A 22,058-nucleotide genomic window follows, 5' to 3' on the forward strand; every position below is an offset into this window, starting at 1 on the left:
ATTCCGGAGAGTGTATTAATGCATCCCTGTTACATGTACTACGGACCTGAACACGGCAAGCGCCGGGGTTTGGTTAATAATTTAAAATCCTCCCTCACGAAACAGCATGGAGAGGGATTGGATGTTCATAAATACTACGCCGGTGAGGATTCACCGGAATACATTATTTCCGATCTTGATAACGGTGCCCTCTTCGCAAGTCATACCCTGGCCCTGATTCACAATGCCGAGAGTCTCAGCAGGAAGTCAGATATCCGGTATTTTGATGACTTTCTGAAAAGTCGGAATCCCCATGTAACCCTGGTGTTTTTGTCTGAACAAAGCAGGCTGGATTCCAAATTACTGAAGCTAGCCGTTCCCGACGCCCGGGAAATATGCTGGGAACTTTTTGACAATCAGAAGGAGGGGTGGGTAATCCAGTATCTCCGGAAACAGAATGCGGGAATTGAAGAAGACGCTCTCGAGCTGTTTCTCTCCCTGGTGGGGACCAACACCCAGGAGATGCAGCAGGAGCTGGACAAAATCCTTCTGTTATTCGATTCAGGAGATCAACAGATCATCAGTGCGGAAGTGGTGGAATCATATATATTCCATGCCAAGGAAGAATCGGTATACACACTTTTTGATGCGTATGCAGCCAGGGATTTCTCCCGGGCTCTGGAAATTCTGTCGAAACTCAGAGGATCCAAATCCCATGAGGAAACATCCATCATTATCCGTTTCAGTTACCTGGTGAGAAATTTGGCGAGTCTGCAGGCGCTCAGCCTTCAACGAAGGCTTGAACCCGGTGATTTTGCCCAGAGACGCATTCTTGGGAAACGGAATCAGAATCTATACAGAAATCTCCTTTCTCGGCTCGATGAGACCACCGTACTTTCTCATGTCAGGTCCTGCAATGAATTTGAGATGGCACTCCGGGAGCAGAAGAGCAATATGCATCATCATCTTATTCAATTATGGCTTTATACTCTTTTTCATCCGGTTAAAAAATTCTTCCGCACCCAAGCTGCCGTTGGGATGTTCTCAGTAGCTCATCAGCGCTTTCCCTGATTCCCCCAAATTCCGCTATTTCTTAGCTGTTTCGTCGTAGTATTCAATGAAGGCTTCCGCCACTGCCAGAGGAATGCCGGTCCGCTGGGAAATTTCAGCACTGCCCGCACGGTATGCATTCTCATAGGATGTAAACTCAACTATCAGCTGACTGCTCCGCTTGGGACCGAAGCCTGGAATGTTTTTGGCATTAAGCTCCAGATCCCGGTTACGCTGTCTCTGATTCAAGCTTGTGCCGAATCTATGGGATTCGTCCCGTACCGCCTGGAGAACTCTGAGTCCCGGGGTCCCCGGCGGCAGCACCACGCCCTGTGAATGTCCGGGGATGAAGATTTCCTCCTCGCGTTTGGCAATGCTGAGAATTGGCTGGCCTCGGAGTCCCAGGGAATCAAGAATATCGCAGGCTGCATTCAGCTGGCCCTTACCCCCGTCTATGAGAATTAAATCCGGCATGGGCTTTCCTTCATTTTTCAGCCTGCTGTAGCGTCTGGCCATTGCTTCCCGCATGGATTCATAATCATCTATTTTGCCCTTCAGACTTTTGATGTTGAAGTAGCGGTACTCTTTTTTGTCAGGAACACCATTCTTGAAACTCACCATTGCGGCTACGGTGTATTTCCCCTGAAGCTGTGCAATATCGAAACCTTCAATACGTCTCGGCAGACCGGGAAGCCGGAAAAGCTTTTTCAGTTCGGCAATCCCTTCTTCATCACCGATTTCCCGGGCCCGTTTGAAGCTGTCTTGTCTGGCATTTTCCTCCGCCATATTCAGAAGGCTGGAATCCCGGTTGTTCTCAGGACTGAGTATCTCAACCTGGGAATCCCGTTCTTCCCTGAAAAAACGTTCCAGCGCGGAAGTATTGAAATTTATACGGCTGATGAAAAGTTTACCCGGAGGGGAGCGCATTTCTTCATAGTATCGCATAACAAATTGTTCAAGATTGTTGGCTTCATCTGCAGTAGGGCTGTTGAAATTCCGATTCCGGAAAATATCCGTGCCCACCAGGCGACCATTTCGCATTTGAAACACGACAAAGGATAGCAATCCTTCATGCTCATGGTAGGCAAGATAATCCCTGCTTTCCGGGTCGAAATCGCTCACCATTTGACCGCTGCCCACCGATTCCAGCGCTTGAAGATTGTCCCGGTACTCCGCAGCCTGTTCAAACTTTAGCGCTGCAGAGGCATTCTGCATTTCCTTTTCCAGTTTACTTCGGACATTTTCCGGTGATTCGCTCAGCAGATTTCGTACTTTCTCCACCCGTTTATTGTAATCCTGTTTGGAAATAAGCCCTGCGCAGGGTCCGGGACATTTGTTAATGTGATAATACAGGCACGGATGATCCCGTTTTTTTAAAACCCCCTTGCATTTTCTCAGCGGGTAGAGGTTATCCACCAGGTTTAGATACGTATCGATGGCCTTCACATCTGCATATGGACCGAAATAGTCTGAGCCGTCCCTGATAATTCGCCTGGTACGGAATATTCTCGGATATTTGTGGGCGGTAATCCTGATAACAGGATAGGTTTTCCCGTCCTTTAGATTGATATTGTATCTGGGGTTATGTTCCTTAATCAGATTGTTTTCGAGGATCAGTGCCTCGTATTCATTTTCGGTGACAATAAAATCGATGTTCCGGATCTTACCCACCAGTGCGGCGGTCTTAACATCTTTTCCTGCTGCAAAATACGAGCGAACCCGATTTCTCAGTTTTTTGGCTTTTCCCACATAGATAATCACGCCCTGAGCGTCTTTCATGAGATATACACCGGGACTGAGAGGAAAATCGGCGATACTGTCCTTCAGTTCATCTATATTCAATTTATCTGACTTCTCCTTCTGCCGATACTAAAGTACAGAACTATGAACAGAAAAAAAAGCGATCAGACAATAATGACCCGGTTTCCCGGAATTTTCTCCCCCGCTGTGATGCTCTGTGTATTGGTAATCGCCGGGTCCGGAGCCGCACTAGGCGCTCGGGAGTACAGCATTGAAATAAATCCCAGCGAATACCTTAATGAGGAGCTGCAGGTTGGTGTGCAAATCCGTCCCGGGCTCTACCAGGATCAGGCTTTAGCCCTGGCGGACCAGGAATATGAGCCGGATTCCCGCACAGAACTGCTTCTGAATTTCAATGCTGAACCTGCAATCGAACTGCTGGAAGGGAACCAGGGCTACTCGGTAGAAGAATCCCGTCTAAGCATCCGGGGGGATCGAACGTACCGGGGAAGCGGTTCCGCCATGTTTATACCTGGAGGAGGATTAACACTCCGGGGCCGCGATGATGGGATGTTCGGTCCTGAGCAGGTATGGACAGATTTCAGCATAGAATTTTGGATGTATCCTGCACATTTTCAAAACGGCGAGCTGCTCTTTTCATGGACTGGTACCAGTTGGCTGAACGGAAGTCCGGTTCGACAGGAACTATCTATCCGAAGCAAGGACGGGAAAATGCTGTGGGACCTGGAAAAATTTTTCATTAACCTTTCGGAAAATGAAGAAGCCGGCGCAGTATTGGGGCATCATTCTGCCCGTCTCGTCAGCCGATCGGAAATCGTACCCCGAAGCTGGTCTCATCACATGCTCCGATACAACAGCGAAATGGGGGTTCTTGAATATCTGGTGAACGGGGTGAGTGAAGAGGTAATCCAACTCAGCTCTCAAGAGGGCTCTATGGGCAGTCCGTTACTGCCGTATGTTGGGCGGGATTCCAATGCGGGCATAGAAATCGGAGGGAACTTCCACGGGTTTCTCGATGATTTCCGTATTAGCAGGAGCTGGGTGGAGAATCCCTCCCTTGCCGTTGCCCGAAATGAGCCGGGCTACGCTGTAATAGGTCCCATCGATCTAGGCTACGATGGAGTCCGCTTAACTTCCTTCAAACCCATGTACCGCACCCCCGGAAATACGGAGATACGCTATGCAATTCTGCAGCGGGACGCAGCTAACCCTGTATTGGGATCCGAAGTATCTGATCCGGGAAAATGGGCACTGATTCGGCCCGGAGAAAACCCATCCTCGATTCTTGAAGACAGTTTCGGAAGGCACGTATATCTTCGGCTGGATTTTCTGCCCGACGGTTCAGCTGAAAACATCCCTCTGGTTCAAAAAATATCCCTTGAATATGAACAGGACCCGGCCCCTCCTGCACCGGTGAACCTGAGAACGTTTTCCGGCGATTCTCATGTAGAATTGGCTTGGAATGAAGTTGTGAGCGGAAATGTACAGGGTTATCTGTTATACTACGGAGATAGTCCGGGTTCATTTTTCGGTGAAGACAGTGATCTCGGTCCAAGTCCGGTTGATCTGGGGAATGTCACCGAGGTTCAGGTTGACGGTCTATTGAACGGTAAAATGTATTACTTCCGCATCGCCAGCTATAACCGGTACAACAGCCCAGAGTTGGGTCTGTACCGTGAACGTAATCTCAGTCAGGAGGTGTTCGCGAGGCCCTCGCGTAATTTCAGATGAAACGAGCCGTACTTGAAGAAATGATGGGCAGGGCTAAGCATGCCTTTACCCTTCAGGACTATGAAACAGCAGAAAAACTCATCCTTGAAGTTGTTAAATCTGCGCCGAAATCCGCAGCTCCCCGAATCCTGCTGGGAACGATTTACGGCAGTCAGAAGCGCTATGAGGAAGCTGAGAATTTTTTTAACCAGGCCCTGGATATCCGGGAAGACCTTCCTGAAGGATATAATAATCTGGGAGTGATCTATCGAATCCAGGGAAGATACGATGAGGCTGAACACGCCCTGAGCCGGGCGCTTCAACTCAACCCCGAACGGGGGGATATTTATTACAATCTGGGAAATATATTCAAGGAACAGGGAAAGAGCGTGGATGCGGTGGAAGCCTACGAAAATGCTCTCCGTTATAATCCTGACTTTATCCTGGCATATAATAACCTGGGTACCCTCTATGAAAAAGCCGGTGACTATGAACAGGCGATCTCGGTATATAACCGGGCGTTAGAGCAGGACAGCAATCACCCCACAATTCAGTATAACAAAGGGATTTCTCTTCAGGCCCTGAATCGTCATGCTGAAGCTGAGCAGTGTTTCCACGCAGCCCTTACCAGCAAACCCGGTTGGACTGATGCGCTGAATAATCTGGGCATCTCCCTTCAGAAGCAGAACCGACTGGATGAGTCCGGAGAATCCTTCAAGGAAATTCTCAGGCTGGATCCCAACAATTTCACCGCGCAAAACAACCTGGCTACGACGTATATGGCCCAGGGCTGGCAGGATCAGGCCCAGGACTTGTATCGGAAAGCTCTGCAAAAGAACCCCGCCTATTCACGGGCGGCCGTGAATCTCAGTCATATTATCGGTAAGGCTGAGCCCGGGGACTCAGGGCTGGAGGAACTGGAAAAACTGGTGTCTACGAATCCCGATTCACCGGAACTTGCGTATCAATACGCGTTAGGTTTACTCAAAGCGGGGAAACATCGGGATGCGGAAGATCAACTGATCAAACTGGTGAAAAAGGATCCCGAGGAGGCGGATTATTACCGACAGCTTGGTCTCCTCTATGAGCTGATGGGACAGCCGGACTCCAGCCGGAAAATGTTCAATACCCTTCTGGAAAAAGACCCCTCCGCCCAGGATTATATGATTGACCTGGCGGAAATCAAGGAACGGCAGGACAAGCACAATGAGGCTATGAATCTCCTGAGGGATTATAGTGATCTCTATCCCTCGGATTATTCTTCCCGGATGCTTTTGGCGGAGTATGCCCTCAAGCACGGTGACGGGGACACGGCTCTTCAGACCCTTCATGAAGTGAAAAAGGATTATCCGGAAGACGGGGGCGTTTTAGCCCAGCTTGCGAAAGCCTACCAGAAACTGGGCCATAAAACCGAAGCAATCGAAGCGGCGGTTGATCTAATTAACCTCCAGGGCAGTCGGGCAAACTCTGATGATTTGAGTGCCTTGAATGAAAGTTTGTCTCTATACGAACAGGCGGCCGGGGCCTTCGGCGACGAGCTGGGAGAAGCCTGGGCAAAAAACCTTGAACGTCTTGGTGCCATTGGAACTGAGTCCCAGGAAGATTCCCGGGAAGAACAATACGACATGGAAATTACCGATGGGTATGAAGAAGATCTGGTGCCCATTCTGGACTTCGGTGATGAGAGCTTCTTCCTGGAAGAAGAAGACAGTGATGAGGAAGAAGATTGGGAAGATGAAACAGAGGAGGTGGAGGAAGAACTGGATGCACTTGCACCAAGCCTGATGAACCTGGCTGGAGATGCGCCGGAAGCTTTTGCTCCCATGGAGCGCCCATCCGCTCCGGCTCCCCCACCTCCCCAGCCGCCGGCCCAGCCTCAGCAGCAGGCGCCCATGCCCCAGCAACCGCCGCCCCAGCCCCAGTATCAGCCGCCACCGCCAATGCCTCAACCTGCGCCTCCCCAGGCGATGCCCCAACAGCCCCCCATGCCGGCCCAGCCTCAGCCTGCACCCCAACAGCCTGCACCCCAGCAACCGCCTCCTCAGCCCCAATCGCAGGCACCGCAACAACCTGAGCCCCAGCAACCGCCTCCTCAGCCCCAACCGCAGGCACCGCAACAACCTGAGCCCCAACAGCCATCTCCTGCACCATCGCCGCCCCAGCAGCCTGTTCAGCAGCCATCCCAACCTACACCCCAGCCGATGCCGCAGCCCATGCCCCAAATGCCTCCGGCACAGCAGCCGATGCCTCATAAGGAACAGCCGCAAAGTCAGCCTGAACCACTGGAGGAGCCCGGTGTACCTGATCCCGGGGAGGAAGTTGTTCCAGAATTCCAGGATGATAAACTGTATCCCGAAGATTCACTAGATGAAGCGGAGCTTGAAAACACGGAACCGGGAGACACTTTTGAAAATGATCAGGAAGATACTGCAGAGACTATAGGCGAGCAAGATTCCGGGGAAGATGCTGAATCTGTATTCGGTGACGATGACGAAGAGACTTCTCAAAGCGAGTACCCAGACATCCCGGAGGAGCAGATCCTTCCCGAAGATGAACAGATGAGTCTTGAAGATGATGTGTTCGATGATGATGTGGGTACCGATGACTCCGATGAACAAACGGTGGACGAACTGGATCCCGATCTTCTTCCGGACGAACCGCTGGAGGCTGAGGAACTTGGAGACCTGGATGAGGATGAGGATTTTGGTCCACCATTAAACCCATGGGCAGACGGAGGGATTCCAGGCGAAGAGGAAATCCAGGATATCCCGGATCTAAGCGAAGAACCTTACGATGAATCCGCTGACGGTTCTGGAGATGGTGGCGGAGATGATACCGCAGGAGAACCGGAGGAATCCATCGAGGGAAAAGAAGCCCCTGAAGAAGATGATACGGTTATTGATTACGGTCTTCCCGAGGAGCTGGAAGAAATTGAATCCGGTGATGAACAACCCTTCCCGGAAGCTGTGGAAAACGGTCCCAACGACGCAGAGGATGTAATTCCTCCGGACGCTGAAACTCCAGCGGTCAAGCCTTCGCCAGCAAAGAGGGAAAAATCCGCAGATCCGGAGGCACAGGCAAAAATGTTCGATTATCTTCTCGGTTTGGTGAACCAGCTTCCTCCCGACCAGGCCGAAAGAGCTAAAGTAGACCATCTCAATGAACGGGTCGGGCGTCTGAAGGATCGGTTGAAAAACAGCGCACAGGATAGTACGCGCCCGTCATCTTCTCCCCAACGTACGTCCGGGGATCAAAAACCTGCTCAGGAAGGCTCACCCAAATCCCGTTCGGAGGCAGAGAAATCACCTGCCGGCTCAAACGGCAATCCCATGGGACGGCTCATGGAAAGCCTGGCTTTTGCGAAGGATCTGTCCGACGCGGTTTCTCCTGAAGAAGCCGAGCGGCTGAGAGAGCGGATGCGGGGCATTCGGGATAAGCTGCGTAGCATCAGCAAGCGGATGGGTTCGGAGTAAGTACATGTATATCTAATTGCTTTCCAAAATTGCTCCGCATTTTTGGAAAACGGCGCGGCGGGCAGGCCCGCCAGCAGGGCAGGATCCAAGTTTTGGAGTCCTGCCTTTTTTGTTGTATTTAGGCGCTAGCCTACAGCATCCGGGGGTGCTCCCTTTGCGTGCCTTGATGTATGGGACGCTTTCAGCTCTTCTGGGTGATCACCGCAATATCCATTGCGCCGGGGCCTGCATGTGCGCCCAGTACCGGGGTAATATCGTCCACATACTCGGGAGAAACACCGGTTAGCCGGGTAATTTCTTCAGCCATTGATTTGGCGTGCTCTTCATCCTGACCGTGGACTATTGCAAAATTTCGTATGCCCTTGCTTTCGTGGAGTTCATGGATCATTGCCAGGATTTTTTCGTCGCTCTGCTTATAGCTGTAAGCTTTCTGACGGAAGAACGCCTTACCTTCATCATCTACGCCGATTATGGGTTTCAGGTTGATGAGTTTACCGATAAATCCTTTCAAGGGGCTGACCCGACCTCCCCGAACAAAGTATTTCAGGTTTCGGGCGCTGACAAAACTGTGTGTCCGGTCACGGTTGCTTTCGATGTTCCTGACCACTTCCTCATGACTCAGACCATTTTCAATATCCTCGGCGGCATTGAGGGCAAGGAGGCCCAAGCCGGAAGCGGTTTCCCGACTGTCCACTACGGAAATTTTCGCTCCATCTATGGAATCCGCCGCCTGTTTGGCGCTGTTATATGTTCCGCTTAAGCCCGATGACATGCTGAGGGAAATAACCGACGTGTAGTGACTAGTCAGATGATCATAAAGCTTGCTGAAGGTTTTAATGTTCGGCTGACTGGTGGTCGGGTGAGCTTTCTCGCTCGCTAATAGTTTGTAAAACTTCTGAGTCTTTAGAGTAAGGCCGTCCAGAAACTGCAGGTCGCCGAAGTTTACCATCAGCGGAACTTCATAAATTTGATGTTCGTCCAGAAAGTGATCCGGAAGATCGCAGGTGGAATCGATTACAAGGGCGATTTCCGATTTTCTCCCATGCACCATCTGATACTGCCGGTGCATGTCGTCGGCTTTCTGTTCGCGTATCTCACCGAAATCCCTGAGGGTTTGAAAGATCTTGTCTGGATAATCTGTGTGGATGTGCACCCGGGCCATTTTCTTGCTCCCCGCAACAATTAGACTGTCGCCGTAGCTTCCCAGCCTGCGCCGGATGCTCTCAAGGTCTATGTTCTCCCCGGCTATGTAACCTTCGGTGCAGTAGCGAAAGGTTAAATCTTCATCCACATCAATTTCATCATGATGCTCCGCTTTGGCGCTGAACCGGATTTCAGGACGGGAATCATCAAGAAGATGATCCACCTGAGCTCCCTGCTCAATGAATTCCATAAAACCTTCAAGGAATGCTGCGAAACCTTTGGCTCCTGCATCTATGACATTGGCTTTCTTCAAAGCTTCGAGCTTGTCCTTGGTGGAGGAAAGGCTTTTTTTCACCACTTTCATCCCTGATTTAAGCAGGGACACAAAGTCCTTGGCGGTGAGATGTTTTTCTTTGAGTGAATCACCAAAGTCCTTCATTACAGTGAGCATGGTGCCTTCTACAGGGTTGCTGATCGCACCATAGGCACTTTTCGCTGCATGGGCCACTGCGGAGGAAAACTTTTCTATGCTGAGATGGGTGGCATCTCCGATATTTTCCGCCATACCGTTAACGAATTGGGCAAACAGGATGCCCGAGTTTCCCCGTGCACCGCTGAGTGCAGATTCGGCAAGACTTTGCATCGTTTTACCGGCCGATTGTGATATTTGAGTCTGTTCTATGATGGTTTTTAAAGTAAAGGACAGATTCGAACCCGTATCGCCGTCGGGAACCGGGTATACGTTCATCTTATTCAGATCTTCCCGTTGGGCAATAACTGCTTGTCCGCCTGCAGCAAAGGCATAATATAATTGTCTTCCTGAAATTTCTCTCATTGGAACCTCCGTATGCCGTGCTTAAAAGGTACCACGGCATCAGGTGAATGGCAATTTTTCTATAACTGATTGCGATTCAGGATTATACTTCAGCAAAACTGCTTTGTACAGCCGCAGAAAAATATCCTGAGTATTGCTGTTTTCGAAGTATTCCTGTTTCCGATTTGATGCCTTTCTCTGATGGTATATACTTAAGGAGATATGAATATGCTGATAACTTTCGGAGTAATAATAATCGGATACCTTCTGGGCAGCTTCCCAACAAGTGTAATAGCAGTACGTATTCTCAAGGGGGAAGATATCCGTAAAATTGGCAGCGGCAATGCAGGGGCTACCAATACGGTCCGGATTCTTGGAGCCAAATGGGGTGTTCTTGTAGGTCTGGTGGACCTGGCCAAAGGCTGGCTGGCGATTATGATTGCCAGTGCGGCGGGAATGTCAGACTATGTATTGGTGCTCAGTGGCCTGGCTGCAGTAGGCGGCCATGCGTTTCCCCTGTTTGCAGGCTTTAAGGGCGGCAAGGGTGTTGCCACCGGTGCAGGAATGGTTTTGGGGCTTTTCCCTCTTGCATTTTTAGTGTGTCTGGCCGGTTTTCTTCTGGTACTTTTTCTTGGCGGAATTGTGTCCCTCTCAAGCATCACTGCGGCAGTTCTGCTCCCTCCTTCTGTCTTTTTTCTTGGAGGGGGAAGGGATGCGTTTCAAGCCGGGGACGAAGTTGGAATCGGTATCTGGATGTTCTCCCTTGCGCTGGGGGTTTTTGTAATATTTCTCCACCGGAAAAATATCCGTCGTTTGGTCAGGGGGGAAGAGCGAAGGTTCGAAAAAATCAGCATCCTGTATCGGCTGGGTGCCGGGAGAAAATCCCGCCGGGAAGAAACCTCCGACGAGAAAGGTGACCGAAGTGGGCGAGCTGAAAAGGACTTATCAGGCGACTAGCTTTTTTTACTTTATGTTTGGGGGATATCCAGCGGAAGCGAAATTCGTTCTGGTAATCCCTGCGCTCGGGTAATACAATGGTACATATGACCGCGGATAAGTTGGGCCTTCCCACCATTATCGTCCCCTATCCCGGACCTTCATCCGAATGGGGCGTCCAGGATATCTTTGTGTACCTGCGACCGGAAACCAACGGTGTGCTTGTGGAGAGCACTATGATGAAGGTGATCAAGTCTGCGGAAGAATACTCTTCAGCTATGAAATTAGTGTACATGGCTAACTTCCCCGGTGAATTTATCCTGAAGAACAACATCATCGAACAGTATTACGCATTGAAATTGCATTTTGCGGTGATGGGGCGGCGGGCGTTCACTCCGTCAATGATCAAGCGCTTTAATCATTATTTCCACAAGGATTTTCAGGACTGTGAGATTCTTGGTGCATTCAATGCCATTCACCGGCTGCATATGGAACCTGAAGAATTGTTCCATACCTGGGTTGCCGAAGAGGATATTGCCGTTATTGAAGGACAGACGGTTAAAAAAATCGAAGATATCTATGTAGTGAATTATGATATTCCCGCTCTCCTTCATAAAAACAACAAGGAAACTGATATCGCAGTCATGGTATTCCGAACCAAGCTGGGGTACTCACATGTGCGGGGCTTGGTACGCACCATGCACCGGGCTTTGGTGGATGGTGGAATAATAAATCCTAAATACGATCCTTCCCGGGCATTTCACTATTCCAAAGGTCCCTTCGAACAGATCATGGACGGAATCGGGTATTTATTTACCCAAAATCGGGAAAAAATCGGAATTGAAGATTTTACTTTCGGTAATTATCTCATCAGCAGGGGTATCGACCGGGATCTGATTTGCGGAAGTTTGATGAATCCGGTGATGGGTATTGAGGATGATGATGGAAAAATCCGTGAAGTTAATTTAATGCAGCACAGCTCGGGAATGGATTACTCCGAGGCGTATTCAGCATTGAAGCGGGTCCGCTACCAGACGATATTTATCCATCACGGTCCGCTTCTTCAATCCATATGTCCTTGCTTCGACGACCGATAGAAGACAAAGACCCCCAGTCTTTACTTACTGCCGAATTGATACTTCAGACATTATTGCCAACCCGTTGATCTGCACTATTCTTCCCGGTTGGGGAACCGGCAAATCTCTCCGTTGGCGTTTTTTTAAGCCTTTATGATTCACTTCTGCGAGTATGGGTGCCACATTGGTTTCCACTTCCACCCCTTCGGGGAGAATCAGGACCACTTCCGCCATCATACTGTATATTTGAATTCGGGTGATTTCCGGAAGGGCAATATCCCTAAGATCACAGCTGATGGAACTCATAAATGACTGGACAAGCACGGTGTCCTTTTTCAGCCAGTTACCCTGAAGTTCCCGGGAACCGAGAATCGAGAGTACTCTCTGGCTGTCCCGTCCGGAGCTGATATCCAGGCTTGATTGCTCTGATGTTGAAGCAGAAGTCCGGCCCTGGCCGGATGAGGCCTGAAGATCAGATATTACATCGTTCAACTGCACGGGGGAATTTGCTTCGTTGGCTTTCTCCACCCTCAGTTCGTACTCTTCGGTGGTGAGCACATCCCGGGAGAATAGTTCGGTCAGATAATTGATTATCCGGTCTCTATGTTCGTCCAATTGTGAATCCATGAAAATATCCCCTCTAAAACGTTCTATACTGAAAGTATGGAAGATGACAAAACAATATTAATACATTTTCTTGAGGATGTGATCCCCTTTCGCTTTTTACCGGGTAAAAAGCTGGATGAACTGAGCGGAAAAATGATTCCCGTACCCGGTCCCGCCGGAGAAATTCTGTCACTGGCTGGAGACGGAGGTATCAGACCGGAGAATGCCAGTGAACCGGGGATTCTTTTTGTTCTCAAAGGAACCCTGCAGCTTCTGGAACAGCAGGAAGACGGAGCAATTGAGATTCGGGACAGACTGGGAAGCGGACGCTTTTTGGGTGAGTGGGAGCTATTGTTCGGCGGTACCCGGGGGTACAGTCTCAGGCTGGAGGATGACTGTTCCCTCTGCTTTCTGGTTGGATCGGAATTTCTTTCGCTGATCCGGAATTATCCTCCCTTTGCCAGGGGGCTCTCATCTCTTTTGCGGGACCGTCAGGGGGTGTTTCAGGCCTTTGACCGTTTCCGCGCGGAACTCACCAGGGGGATCGCGTTCGGTCATGTGGATCTTGAGGATTTGCTGCCCCTGTATGCCGATTTAAATCCTGCTCTGCATCCCGGAGCATCGGACGAAGATGTGCCTGATCCGGGAGCATTGCAGTATGCCGTCCGGCGCCTGCCTGAAAATATTACCCGAACCTTTGCGTTTCTTCTCCGCGATGAGCTTCCGGAGGTTTTTACTCCCCCGGACCGTTTTTTTCAGCCCCAGCCGAGCCCCGGTCGCCGGAGAGCCGTTTGGGAGATGCTCCCTGGGAAAAACCTGGTATTGCTCCGCAGCGGTCTCAGCGATATTACCGATTTGATTACTCTCATGTGTTTATATGCCACAGAGGCGAGAAAGCTGCGGAAACATATGTACGACGTATCCGCATTCGGGTATCTGAAAACCTGGCTTGAGCAACCCGATTCATTTGCAGAAAACGGAAACGAGGTGTCAGACGAAGCGGTGAGTTTGCTCAGGCGTCTTCGGTTTCAGCCCGACATGATAGATCAGCTGCTTGCGGTGTGGCCGGGACACAGTATTCGGCGTTTGTATGAGATTGCAGTTCACCGGGAGATGTTCAGCATCGACGTGCGCCGGCAGCGCAACAGCTACAACAGCAGAAGGACTGAATCGTGGACATCCCAGATCTGGAAGGCAGCCGAAAAACTTATCGGAGCCTCCCCCAATGATCTTGATGAAGCATATCCGGTGCATATTGTGAGCAGCAACACCCACTCTCTGACCAACTGTCTGAATCCCTGGTTCAGGGAACATGGGGAGCAGATTATCCGGTGGGCGGAGAGCGTAGAGCATCCGGTGTGCGGATACCGCTGGAAGTACAGGGAAGATATGATGTACGCCTTGGCCAGGGATTACTTTCAAGAGCATCCCGGTGAACGTGAGCTGTTTGAGATACGGGCGCGGCAGGCGGGAATCGTCCGGCTGGAAAAAACCCTGGCTACCGGTATTGAAGTTCAACTTATAGACGGCACCAAGGCCCGTGGTGCGGGAATGGATACTCTGCTCCCGGAAACATCCTCCTCCGGTCGCTGCCTGATTGTGAATATCGATTATGCGTTCGGGGAGCAGGCTGAGCATATCCTGAGGAATTTGATCCTGTTGTTCCACAGGAATATCCGGAGTGTGAATTTTCTTGGCAAAGCGGGGGCGCTGGTTGGGGGCCGGGGGGATATTCTCATTCCCAGCAGCTTCATTCACCAGCAGGGTGATGAGCTGCAGGCTCCTATTCCACTGGATGAACGGCAGCTTGGACGGCTGGAGCAGGCAATCGGGAAGGAGCGGGTCCACCCGGGGCCCATGGTTACCGTCGAGGGTACGCTGCTGCAAAACAGAATGATGCTGAATTATTACCGGCATCTTTGGTCTGCGGTGGGCATAGAGATGGAGGGGAGTTTTTATCATCATGAAGTGGTGGAGGCTCAGCACAGTGGTTTACTGCCCCGGGATATGCCCCAGAGGTATTTTTACTATGTTTCAGATCTACCCCTTGGAGGGGGGCACAATCTATCGGTGCCCATGGCTGCTGCAGAGGGTGTTCCTCCCCTCTATGGGGTGACCAGGGAGGTTCTCAGAGGCATCTGGGATGATATCCCGTAAATCTGCGGGGTAGGACAAAAAACTACCTATGAAAATAACAGATTTATGGCTGATGGAATTAAAGGATTCCTGTGAGAATCCGGTAGAGATCGCTGCTGCTGCTGTTGGGAGGCAGGACGTACCGGAATGAAACCGGCGAGGTGATGTGCTCCCCGGCTCCCAGTTCAATGAGTACCGGTGCAGGATTGTTTGAATTTTCCGATTCATTGATTTTTTCCGCAACTTTCATGTTCTTAACGATTTCGGGATAGCTGTCCAGGAGAATGACGTCAAAGGTATTCAGCTCCAGGAGGGAGGCCAGCTCAGATCCGTCATGACTGGAAACCACCATATGCCCGTCATCTCCCAGAGTTGAAAGCAGAGCCTGCCATGAGCTTCCTTTGCCAATGCCCGCCAGGATACGGAGATTTTTCAGACGATTCTGACGGGTTTCAAGCACTTTGTGGCTGCTGTCGTTTTGAGAGCGGGTAAGGGGTACAACAAAAAAGAAACTGGTGCCGATGTTTCTGGCCGTTTCGAAATAGATCTGTCCCCGCATGAGCCTGGTGAGCCGCTTGGCGATGGGCAGTCCCACTCCGGTGCCATGCTCCTGATCGCTGTAGATTCCATCCCAAAGCTCATGATGAATTCTCGGAGGAATTCCCGGGCCCGTATCCCGGACCTCAATGCTGATCTCGGAGAGGTAGTCGCTGAGTTCTTCTTCTCTCAGAATAATATCCACTTGACCCACTTCGGTGTATTCCAACGCATTGGATATTAATATATTCAGCACCTGCCGGATGCGCCGTTCATCTCCCTGAAACAAGCCCTGGGTACTGAGGTTCTTTTTGATATAAAAATCCAACCCCTTCTTTTCAGCCAGAGGCTGGTTCAGAGATTGAAGTTCATTCAGGGTTTTCAGCAGGGAAAAGGGACAGGTATGCAACTCAAGTTTATTTTCATCGATGAGGGATAGATCCAGCAGGTCGTCCACGATGTTTCCCAGGTTTGTGCTAATACGGTGAATAGTATGACCGAGGTTTTCCGCAGCTTTAAGCCGTTCTTCCTGTAAGGCTTCACCCAGAAGTCCGCTGATCTGGGAAAGCCCGTTGAGGGGACTTCGAATTTCATGGCTGATCTGTCCCAGAAACATGGACTGCTGCTTCCGGGCTTTTTCTGCCTGATTTCTCGCCAGAAGAAGTGCATCTTCGCTTCGGCGGTTTTCAGTCACATTCACTCCGGAGCTGAGGATCAGCTTTTCCCCGGATGCCTGTGATTTTCCTGGAGGGGGACTGATACAGACTGAGTTCAGGCGGAGCCACAGGGGGGAATCGTCATCCTGTCCCATACGCAGATCCTTGAGTTCTGATCGGCTGCGGCTTATACACTCCACAAGATGGGCTTCAAAACGCAATCGCTGATCCCGGTGGACGGCGGTTCGGAAGCTGGTTTGGCCGGTTTCCAGCCGAATACCCGGCAGGGATCTGAGCATATCTTCTCCCGCCTGATTTATCATCAACACTTTTCCCTGGGGGTTGAATACAAAGGAGGGAAGAGGATGACAGCGAAACAGCTCCTGAATCAGGTTTTGAGAAGAAATATTCATAGCTATTCTAGTATAACCGATTCGTGGAGCGAATGTTACGAGCTGAGAATGAAATCCAGGAAATCGCCGTAGTCATAGAAAACGGGGATTTCCGGATGTTCCCGGGTAATCTGCTCAGGGGGAAGGAAGAATGCCCCGGAATCCGCATGGAGAATCATGTTTAAATCATTGTATGAATCGCCGGCGGCAAGTACTTTCAGATTCATGCTCTGAAAAGCCCTGACTGCATTCAGCTTTCCATTATCCTGCCGGAGATGAAAATCCTTCACTTCCCCTGTTGAATTAATTTCCAGATCGTTGCAGAAAAGGGTGGGCCAGTCCAACTGCTGCATTAGAGGTCTGGCGAATTGACGGAATGTATCTGAAAGAATAATAACCTGCCGCTCCTGCCTCAATCTTCCCAGAAAATCCGCTGCGCCGGGAAGGGGGGCCATATCCGCGATGACCGACTGTATGTCAGAGATTCCCAGACCATGGCGTCGGAGAATTTCAAGTCTGCCGGCCATGAGCTTGTTATAATCCGGTTCGTCCCGGGTGGTTCGTTTCAGTTCGGAAATTCCGCTGCGTTCTGCGAGGTTGAGCCAGATTTCCGGTATGAGGACCCCTTCGAGGTCAAGGCAGACTACGTCCATGCTGTATATTCTCCCTGGGTTTTGAATGGATATATATCATCAACAAGGTTCCCCCTGCAATAAGCAGCATTGAAGGGTAGAATAAAGGTTCTGGAAGTTCCCCGAAAACCACCCATGCGATCAGTCCCGCCCACATGAACTGACTTAACTGACCCACTCCCACAATCTGGCTGGGGATGCTTCGCATAGCACGGTTTATGAGATTATGCCCCAGAATGGTGGAAACCAGACTGAGCCCGATCACCGGGATAAACTCAACCATGCCCCTGCCTCCCAGGGGATTATCGCCGAGAACGGCGCTGCCGGTAAAGGCGACAAGGCCTCCCACCAGATAGACTCCGCTGATGTAATACCAGAACGGCAGAGCCCGGTTTTTCCGGGAAAGAGCCAGGTACACTGTCATGAACAGCATGGAGATAAATGAAAAAATATCTCCAAGGAGATGATCCGTTCCCAATGAAATATCACCAAGAGTCAGGAGAAATGCTCCGCTCAAAGCTACAGCCGTAGCCAATAGTTCCGGTAGAGAGGGCTGTTCACGGGTTAGGAAAAATATTACCAGTGGCATGAAGACCGGTGTCATATTTACAAAGAGGGTGGCGTTTGCCGCCAGGGTCATCCTGGCTCCGGTATTCCAGAAAATAAAATGAAGACCCAGCATGATCCCGGGAAATATACTTCGACGCAGCAGAAATAGTAGCAGTTCCGCCACGCTCGGTTCACTCATGCTTCCGGTTCTATGCCCGGCAATGCTTCCGGTCGCAGACTTCGTTCCCGCCAGTCTCCTGAGATCCCGGAAGAACCAGGGGAACATGATGATAACCGTGAAAAAGAGGCGGTATGCTGCCAGATAGCCCGGGGAAAGCTGAGATGCCTTGATAAAGAAAATGGAAATAGCCGCTGCGAGCTGCCCAAGCAGCATGAGTAGTACATCTGCCAACATGAGTCAAACTATGACACCCCGGGGCTTTCCGGGTCAATAAGATCCAGGGTTTTGGCCAGTTCCCTGGCATTCTGAACCGCCTGGCCTCTGTGGTGATTGTTGAAGCTGATGATCAGGATTTTCTGCTCTCCAGATAAGGATTCGCCGATGCGTCGCACCGTGTTGGAGATATCCCTGATCTCCGGACTGGAATACAGATAGTCGTATCTGCTCACATTGGTACCATGCCACCAGTTGGCGGAGTTTCTTCCATGGAGACGCACTGCCGCAGTAGGACAATCTGACGTGGCCCTGCGCCGCTGTTCCTTCCAGGTATCCACGGATAGTAATCCGGGCAATCCTTCCAACGGCGGAGTGTCGGGAAAGACCGGTGCCGCCTGAAATTGATTAAGCCCCTGGTACACAGAGGGTTTATCCCATTCGGAACCCCTGAACTCAAGAAAGAGGCGGGGTGCATCCATGATGGATTGAGCCCTTTCCTGGAACAGGCCGATGGCATCCGCAAGAAACTGACGATTCGCCCCGGTATAGTGGAAGCTGAAGGGAAATTGGGCCAGTACGCCCAGGAGTTTGCCGGAGTGGGCCAGGGGAGCGATTCCGTGGAGATACTTTTGAAGATTTCTCGTGAACTCCGCGTGTATCCTCCACTCCCCGGTTTTCCCGCCTCCGTCGTCTTGACCATGCTTGCCCCCGGCGGGTGAGCCCGGATGGGTAAAAGACTGATGAGCCTTTATGGTAAAACGGAAGTGGTCGCTGCTGCGGCGAACCAGGGAGTTGCTAAGCTCTGGGCCGGGAATATGATAATAGCTGCTGTTGATTTCGGTGAAGCTGAAGTTTTTTTGGTATTCCTCCAGATATCTGTTTTGAGCAGTCCCGTGGGGGTATACCGGGCCCACCCAGTCCTTGTATGAATAGCCTGACGTACCAATAAAAAGCTGAAGATTTCCTTTCATGGGAATATTATACGCGGAATTGTAAGGGATTTCAGTAATTCCGCGTATGGCAAAAGGATAGACCCCGGCTATCACTTGCCAAAACCGAATGGAATCTATAAGATGTGCCCTCAATAGTCAGGGTTGATCATAATCCTGTCACTTTAACATCCTTCTAATCATCAACTGAGATACTGAACACGCATCATCCTGACCGAACGGCTCAATAATGTGTGACGTCTATATGAGATGATATTTAAGGGATCAGAGAGGTAAATGTACAAATGAGTGATGCTATTAAAAAAATGCGCAATATCGGTATAAGCGCCCATATTGACTCAGGAAAGACCACACTTACCGAACGAATTCTTTTCTATTGTGACCGGATTCATGCAATCCACGAAGTCCGGGGAAAGGATGGCGTCGGGGCAACCATGGACTCCATGGAGCTTGAAAAAGAACGTGGTATTACCATTGCATCCGCGGCGACCCATGTAACATGGAAAGATACGCCTATCAATATTATTGATACCCCGGGACACGTTGACTTCACCATTGAGGTAGAGCGTTCTCTCCGGGTTCTTGACGGTGCCATTCTGGTACTCTCCGGTGTAGAAGGTGTACAGTCCCAGTCGATAACCGTTGACCGTCAGATGAAACGCTATAATGTTCCCCGGATTGCGTTTATCAACAAGCTTGATCGAACCGGTTCCAACCCCTACAAGGTGAAGGATCAGCTGATTGATAAGCTTGACCATAATGCGGTTCTCATGCAGATACCCATCGGTCTTGAAGATAAGCACGTGGGAGTTGTCGACCTGATAGAAATGAAGGCCATCTATTTCGACGGAGATGCGGGTGAAACATTGCGTGTCGAGGATATTCCTGAGGATCTGCAGGCGGAAGCCGAGCAGCGCCGGGAAGAACTGATCGATGCGGCTTCACTGTTTGATGATGAATTGGCCGAAGCATTTCTCGAAGGCGAGGTGAGCAGTGTTATGCTTCACCGGGCGGTTCGTGCCGGAACATTGAGCATGGAAATGACCCCGGTGTTTATGGGATCCGCCTATAAAAATAAAGGCGTACAGCCCCTTCTTAACGCGGTTACCGCCTATCTTCCCAGTCCTCTGGACATTCAGAACACCGCTCTGGACCTGAATAACAACGAAACTGAGGTTGATCTTGTTTCCGATCCTGAAGATAAGACCGTTGCTCTTGCATTTAAACTGGAAGATGGACAGTACGGTCAGCTTACATATATCCGTGTGTATCAGGGTTCGGTTAAGAAAGGCACGGACCTGTACAATATCCGGACCAAGAAAAAGTTCAAAGTTGGGCGTCTGATCAAGATGCATTCCAATCATATGGAAGATATTCAAGAAGCCTGGGCGGGTGAAATTGCTGCTCTGTTCGGTGTTGACTGTGCTTCCGGCGATACGTTCTGTGACAACAGCATCAACTACTCAATGACATCCATGTATGTACCCGATCCGGTAATATCCCTTTCTGTAGAGCCAGTGGATAAGAGTGCTGCAGACAAAATGGCAAAAGCCATGAACCGTTTCACCAAGGAAGACCCAACCTTCCGTTCCTATGTGGATCCTGAATCAAATCAGACTATCATTCAGGGAATGGGTGAACTTCACCTGGATGTGTACATAGAACGGATGAAGCGTGAGTATAAGGCTGAAGTGAAGACCGGTATGCCCCAGGTTGCCTATCGTGAGGCGATTTCCACAAGCGCCGACTTTAACTACACCCACAAGAAACAGACGGGTGGTTCCGGACAGTTTGGTCGGGTAGCCGGGTTTATTGAGCCCCTTGAAGAAGGCGACTTCGAATTTGTTAATAAAATCAAGGGTGGTGTGATTCCCCAGGAATACATTACATCCTGTGAAAAAGGCTTCAAGAAAGGGTTGGAGAAAGGTACTCAGGTGGGATTCCCTATTGTGGGTGTGCGGGTAACCATCAATGACGGTTCCACTCACCCCGTAGACTCTTCGGACAATGCATTCCAGGCAGCTGCTTTGGGGGCATTCCGGGAGACCTACAATAAATGTAAACCCATCATTCTTGAGCCCATCATGAAAGTGGTTGTCGAAGGACCCACTGAATTTCAGGGAAATATCTTCGGAACCATCAACCAGCGCCGGGGTGTGATTGTTGCCTCCAATGAAGATGGTGCCTTCACCAGTGTTGAAGCAGAAGTGCCGTTGAGCGAAATGTTCGGATACTCCACCACTCTCCGGTCTTCCACTCAGGGTAAAGCGGAGTTCTCAATGGAATTTCTCAAGTACGGCCGTGTTCCCAACAGCGTAGCCGAAGAGCTGAAGAAAGAGTACGAAGAAAAGAGAAAAGCTGAACAGAACTAAGCTGAATTGTTGTACACTTTATAAGAGAGAGTGTACCCTTGGATCCGGGCTCATTCTGCCCGGGTCCCCAGCCGAAGAGGGAGATTGAAGCCAATGGTGAAAACAGAACTAATTAAACGAAGTCCGCTGAGGATTCTTGAAAAATCGATCCACGGCGGAGTGGGTGAAGGAAATATCGGAATTATCGCCTCCGACCGCGGGGTGGGAAAGACGGCATGTCTGGTGCACATTGCCACCGATAAGCTGTTTCAGGAAAAGCATGTGATCCACCTTTCATTTTCCAGCAAAACAGATCATATTATCGATTGGTATGAGCTGATTTTCAAGGAAATTGCAGATAAACGCAGCCTGGAAGGTGTACAGGAAATTCACGACGGACTCATCAAAAATCGCGTCATTATGAATTTCAGCCAAGAAGGTGCCGATGTTAACCAGGTACTCAGGAGCCTCAGTGCAATGATCTCCGACGGGAACTTCACTGCGGAGGTTGTGGTTGTAGACGGGTACGATTTTACAAAGGGCAAACCGGAAACACTGAAGGCCCTGCGAAAATTTGCCGCAGATCATCAAATTGCCATCTGGATGACAGCCGATGTTGACGGGGAAGTGGATGAGCGGGGCGTTCCCTCGGTACTCTCATCCTATATGGAAGATGTGAATGTACTGATAGATCTTCAGAACAAGGACGACCATATCGAACTGACCCTGGTTAAAGACCATGAGCGCTATGTGGATGAAGATCTGCACCTCAAACTTGAGGCAAAGACTCTGCTGATTGCTGAAGAATAAATCTTTACCAGGATTTTCAGTTTTACATAAATACGAAAAAAACCGCCCTGTTATTAACAGAGGCGGTTTTTTGATGCTTCATCACTATTTGTGCTTCATC

Annotated in this window: 15 protein-coding genes; 8 read left to right on the forward strand and 7 right to left on the reverse strand. The window is 50.2% G+C overall.

Features of this window, described 5'->3' with window-relative positions; all coding sequences use genetic code 11:
• The first annotated feature begins 18 nt into the window (after positions 1-18).
• Complete coding sequence (gene holA / locus AC52PS_RS06385) at positions 19-1,050, forward strand: DNA polymerase III subunit delta (protein ID WP_495562215.1); 1,032 nt, start codon at positions 19-21, stop codon at positions 1,048-1,050.
• A 15-nt stretch (positions 1,051-1,065) separates the two neighbouring features.
• Here holA and uvrC read toward each other — a convergent pair whose 3' ends face one another.
• Complete coding sequence (gene uvrC, locus AC52PS_RS06390; protein WP_495562216.1) at positions 1,066-2,871, reverse strand: excinuclease ABC subunit UvrC; 1,806 nt, start codon at positions 2,869-2,871, stop codon at positions 1,066-1,068.
• A gap of 42 nt (positions 2,872-2,913) precedes the next feature.
• Between uvrC and AC52PS_RS06395 the strand changes: the two genes are divergently transcribed.
• Positions 2,914-4,521, forward strand: coding sequence for a LamG-like jellyroll fold domain-containing protein (locus AC52PS_RS06395; RefSeq protein ID WP_495562217.1), 1,608 nt, complete (start codon positions 2,914-2,916; stop codon positions 4,519-4,521).
• Positions 4,518-7,973 carry a tetratricopeptide repeat protein gene (locus tag AC52PS_RS06400; protein WP_495562218.1) on the forward strand — a complete coding sequence of 1,152 codons (3,456 nt, stop codon included), beginning with the start codon at positions 4,518-4,520 and terminating at the stop codon, positions 7,971-7,973. The genes AC52PS_RS06395 and AC52PS_RS06400 overlap by 4 nt, the downstream gene beginning before the upstream one ends.
• Positions 7,974-8,154: 181 nt before the next feature.
• On the opposite strand, the gene AC52PS_RS06405 is transcribed toward AC52PS_RS06400, so the two are convergent.
• Entirely contained in the window at positions 8,155-9,951 is a 1,797-nt protein-coding gene (locus AC52PS_RS06405; protein ID WP_495562219.1) for a DAK2 domain-containing protein, read from the reverse strand.
• Between the two features lie 207 nt (positions 9,952-10,158).
• On the opposite strand from AC52PS_RS06405, the gene plsY reads away from it, so the two are divergent.
• The gene (gene plsY / locus AC52PS_RS06410; protein ID WP_495562220.1) at positions 10,159-10,887 is read left to right on the forward strand and encodes a glycerol-3-phosphate 1-O-acyltransferase PlsY; all 729 of its coding nucleotides are present in this window, start codon (positions 10,159-10,161) and stop codon (positions 10,885-10,887) included.
• Positions 10,888-10,973: 86 nt separating this feature from the next.
• Positions 10,974-11,963, forward strand: coding sequence for a hypothetical protein (locus tag AC52PS_RS06415; protein ID WP_495562221.1), 990 nt, complete (start codon positions 10,974-10,976; stop codon positions 11,961-11,963).
• Positions 11,964-11,987: 24 nt separating this feature from the next.
• On the opposite strand, the gene AC52PS_RS06420 is transcribed toward AC52PS_RS06415, so the two are convergent.
• Positions 11,988-12,569, reverse strand: a complete 582-nt coding sequence (locus AC52PS_RS06420) for a DUF1707 domain-containing protein (protein ID WP_495562222.1) — start codon at positions 12,567-12,569, stop codon at positions 11,988-11,990.
• 36 nt (positions 12,570-12,605) lie between these two features.
• On the opposite strand from AC52PS_RS06420, the gene AC52PS_RS06425 reads away from it, so the two are divergent.
• Positions 12,606-14,705, forward strand: a complete 2,100-nt coding sequence (locus AC52PS_RS06425; RefSeq protein ID WP_495562223.1) for a Crp/Fnr family transcriptional regulator — start codon at positions 12,606-12,608, stop codon at positions 14,703-14,705.
• 58 nt (positions 14,706-14,763) lie between these two features.
• Here the strand turns inward: AC52PS_RS06425 and AC52PS_RS06430 are convergent, their stop codons facing one another.
• The 4 genes from AC52PS_RS06430 to AC52PS_RS06445 are packed head-to-tail and all read right to left on the reverse strand — an operon-like array spanning position 14,764 to position 18,818.
• Positions 14,764-16,290, reverse strand: a complete 1,527-nt coding sequence (locus tag AC52PS_RS06430; protein ID WP_495562224.1) for a hybrid sensor histidine kinase/response regulator — start codon at positions 16,288-16,290, stop codon at positions 14,764-14,766.
• Positions 16,291-16,325: 35 nt separating this feature from the next.
• Positions 16,326-16,922 carry a bifunctional phosphoserine phosphatase/homoserine phosphotransferase ThrH gene (gene thrH, locus AC52PS_RS06435; protein WP_495562225.1) on the reverse strand — a complete coding sequence of 199 codons (597 nt, stop codon included), beginning with the start codon at positions 16,920-16,922 and terminating at the stop codon, positions 16,326-16,328.
• On the reverse strand, positions 16,903-17,865 hold the full coding sequence (locus AC52PS_RS06440) for a DMT family transporter (protein WP_495562226.1): 963 nt from the start codon (positions 17,863-17,865) through the stop codon (positions 16,903-16,905). The genes thrH and AC52PS_RS06440 overlap by 20 nt, the downstream gene beginning before the upstream one ends.
• Before the next feature lie 8 nt (positions 17,866-17,873).
• Positions 17,874-18,818, reverse strand: a complete 945-nt coding sequence (locus tag AC52PS_RS06445) for a DUF72 domain-containing protein (RefSeq protein WP_495562227.1) — start codon at positions 18,816-18,818, stop codon at positions 17,874-17,876.
• A gap of 263 nt (positions 18,819-19,081) precedes the next feature.
• Here AC52PS_RS06445 and fusA point away from each other — a divergent pair, with 263 nt between their 5' ends.
• Together fusA and AC52PS_RS06455 are read left to right on the forward strand one after the other, a co-directional pair.
• Positions 19,082-21,169 carry an elongation factor G gene (gene fusA, locus AC52PS_RS06450; protein WP_495562228.1) on the forward strand — a complete coding sequence of 696 codons (2,088 nt, stop codon included), beginning with the start codon at positions 19,082-19,084 and terminating at the stop codon, positions 21,167-21,169.
• A gap of 93 nt (positions 21,170-21,262) precedes the next feature.
• The gene (locus AC52PS_RS06455) at positions 21,263-21,958 is read left to right on the forward strand and encodes a hypothetical protein (RefSeq protein ID WP_495562229.1); all 696 of its coding nucleotides are present in this window, start codon (positions 21,263-21,265) and stop codon (positions 21,956-21,958) included.
• The last annotated feature ends 100 nt before the right edge of the window (positions 21,959-22,058 follow it).

Source organism: Salinispira sp. (assembly GCF_059431795.1).

What these genes read in the sequence shown, in the direction of transcription:
- plsY (WP_495562220.1), top strand. Translation starts at nt 10,159, where the DNA reads ATGCTGATAACTTTCGGAGTAATAATAATCGGATACCTTCTGGGCAGC.
- fusA (WP_495562228.1), top strand. Translation starts at nt 19,082, where the DNA reads ATGAGTGATGCTATTAAAAAAATGCGCAATATCGGTATAAGCGCCCAT.
- AC52PS_RS06455 (WP_495562229.1), top strand. Translation starts at nt 21,263, where the DNA reads ATGGTGAAAACAGAACTAATTAAACGAAGTCCGCTGAGGATTCTTGAA.
- AC52PS_RS06400 (WP_495562218.1), top strand. Translation starts at nt 4,518, where the DNA reads ATGAAACGAGCCGTACTTGAAGAAATGATGGGCAGGGCTAAGCATGCC.
- AC52PS_RS06420 (WP_495562222.1), bottom strand. Translation starts at nt 12,569, where the DNA reads ATGGATTCACAATTGGACGAACATAGAGACCGGATAATCAATTATCTG.
- AC52PS_RS06430 (WP_495562224.1), bottom strand. Translation starts at nt 16,290, where the DNA reads ATGAATATTTCTTCTCAAAACCTGATTCAGGAGCTGTTTCGCTGTCAT.
- AC52PS_RS06425 (WP_495562223.1), top strand. Translation starts at nt 12,606, where the DNA reads ATGGAAGATGACAAAACAATATTAATACATTTTCTTGAGGATGTGATC.
- AC52PS_RS06445 (WP_495562227.1), bottom strand. Translation starts at nt 18,818, where the DNA reads ATGAAAGGAAATCTTCAGCTTTTTATTGGTACGTCAGGCTATTCATAC.
- AC52PS_RS06440 (WP_495562226.1), bottom strand. Translation starts at nt 17,865, where the DNA reads ATGTTGGCAGATGTACTACTCATGCTGCTTGGGCAGCTCGCAGCGGCT.
- AC52PS_RS06395 (WP_495562217.1), top strand. Translation starts at nt 2,914, where the DNA reads ATGAACAGAAAAAAAAGCGATCAGACAATAATGACCCGGTTTCCCGGA.
- AC52PS_RS06415 (WP_495562221.1), top strand. Translation starts at nt 10,974, where the DNA reads ATGACCGCGGATAAGTTGGGCCTTCCCACCATTATCGTCCCCTATCCC.
- thrH (WP_495562225.1), bottom strand. Translation starts at nt 16,922, where the DNA reads ATGGACGTAGTCTGCCTTGACCTCGAAGGGGTCCTCATACCGGAAATC.
- AC52PS_RS06405 (WP_495562219.1), bottom strand. Translation starts at nt 9,951, where the DNA reads ATGAGAGAAATTTCAGGAAGACAATTATATTATGCCTTTGCTGCAGGC.
- holA (WP_495562215.1), top strand. Translation starts at nt 19, where the DNA reads ATGCATCCCTGTTACATGTACTACGGACCTGAACACGGCAAGCGCCGG.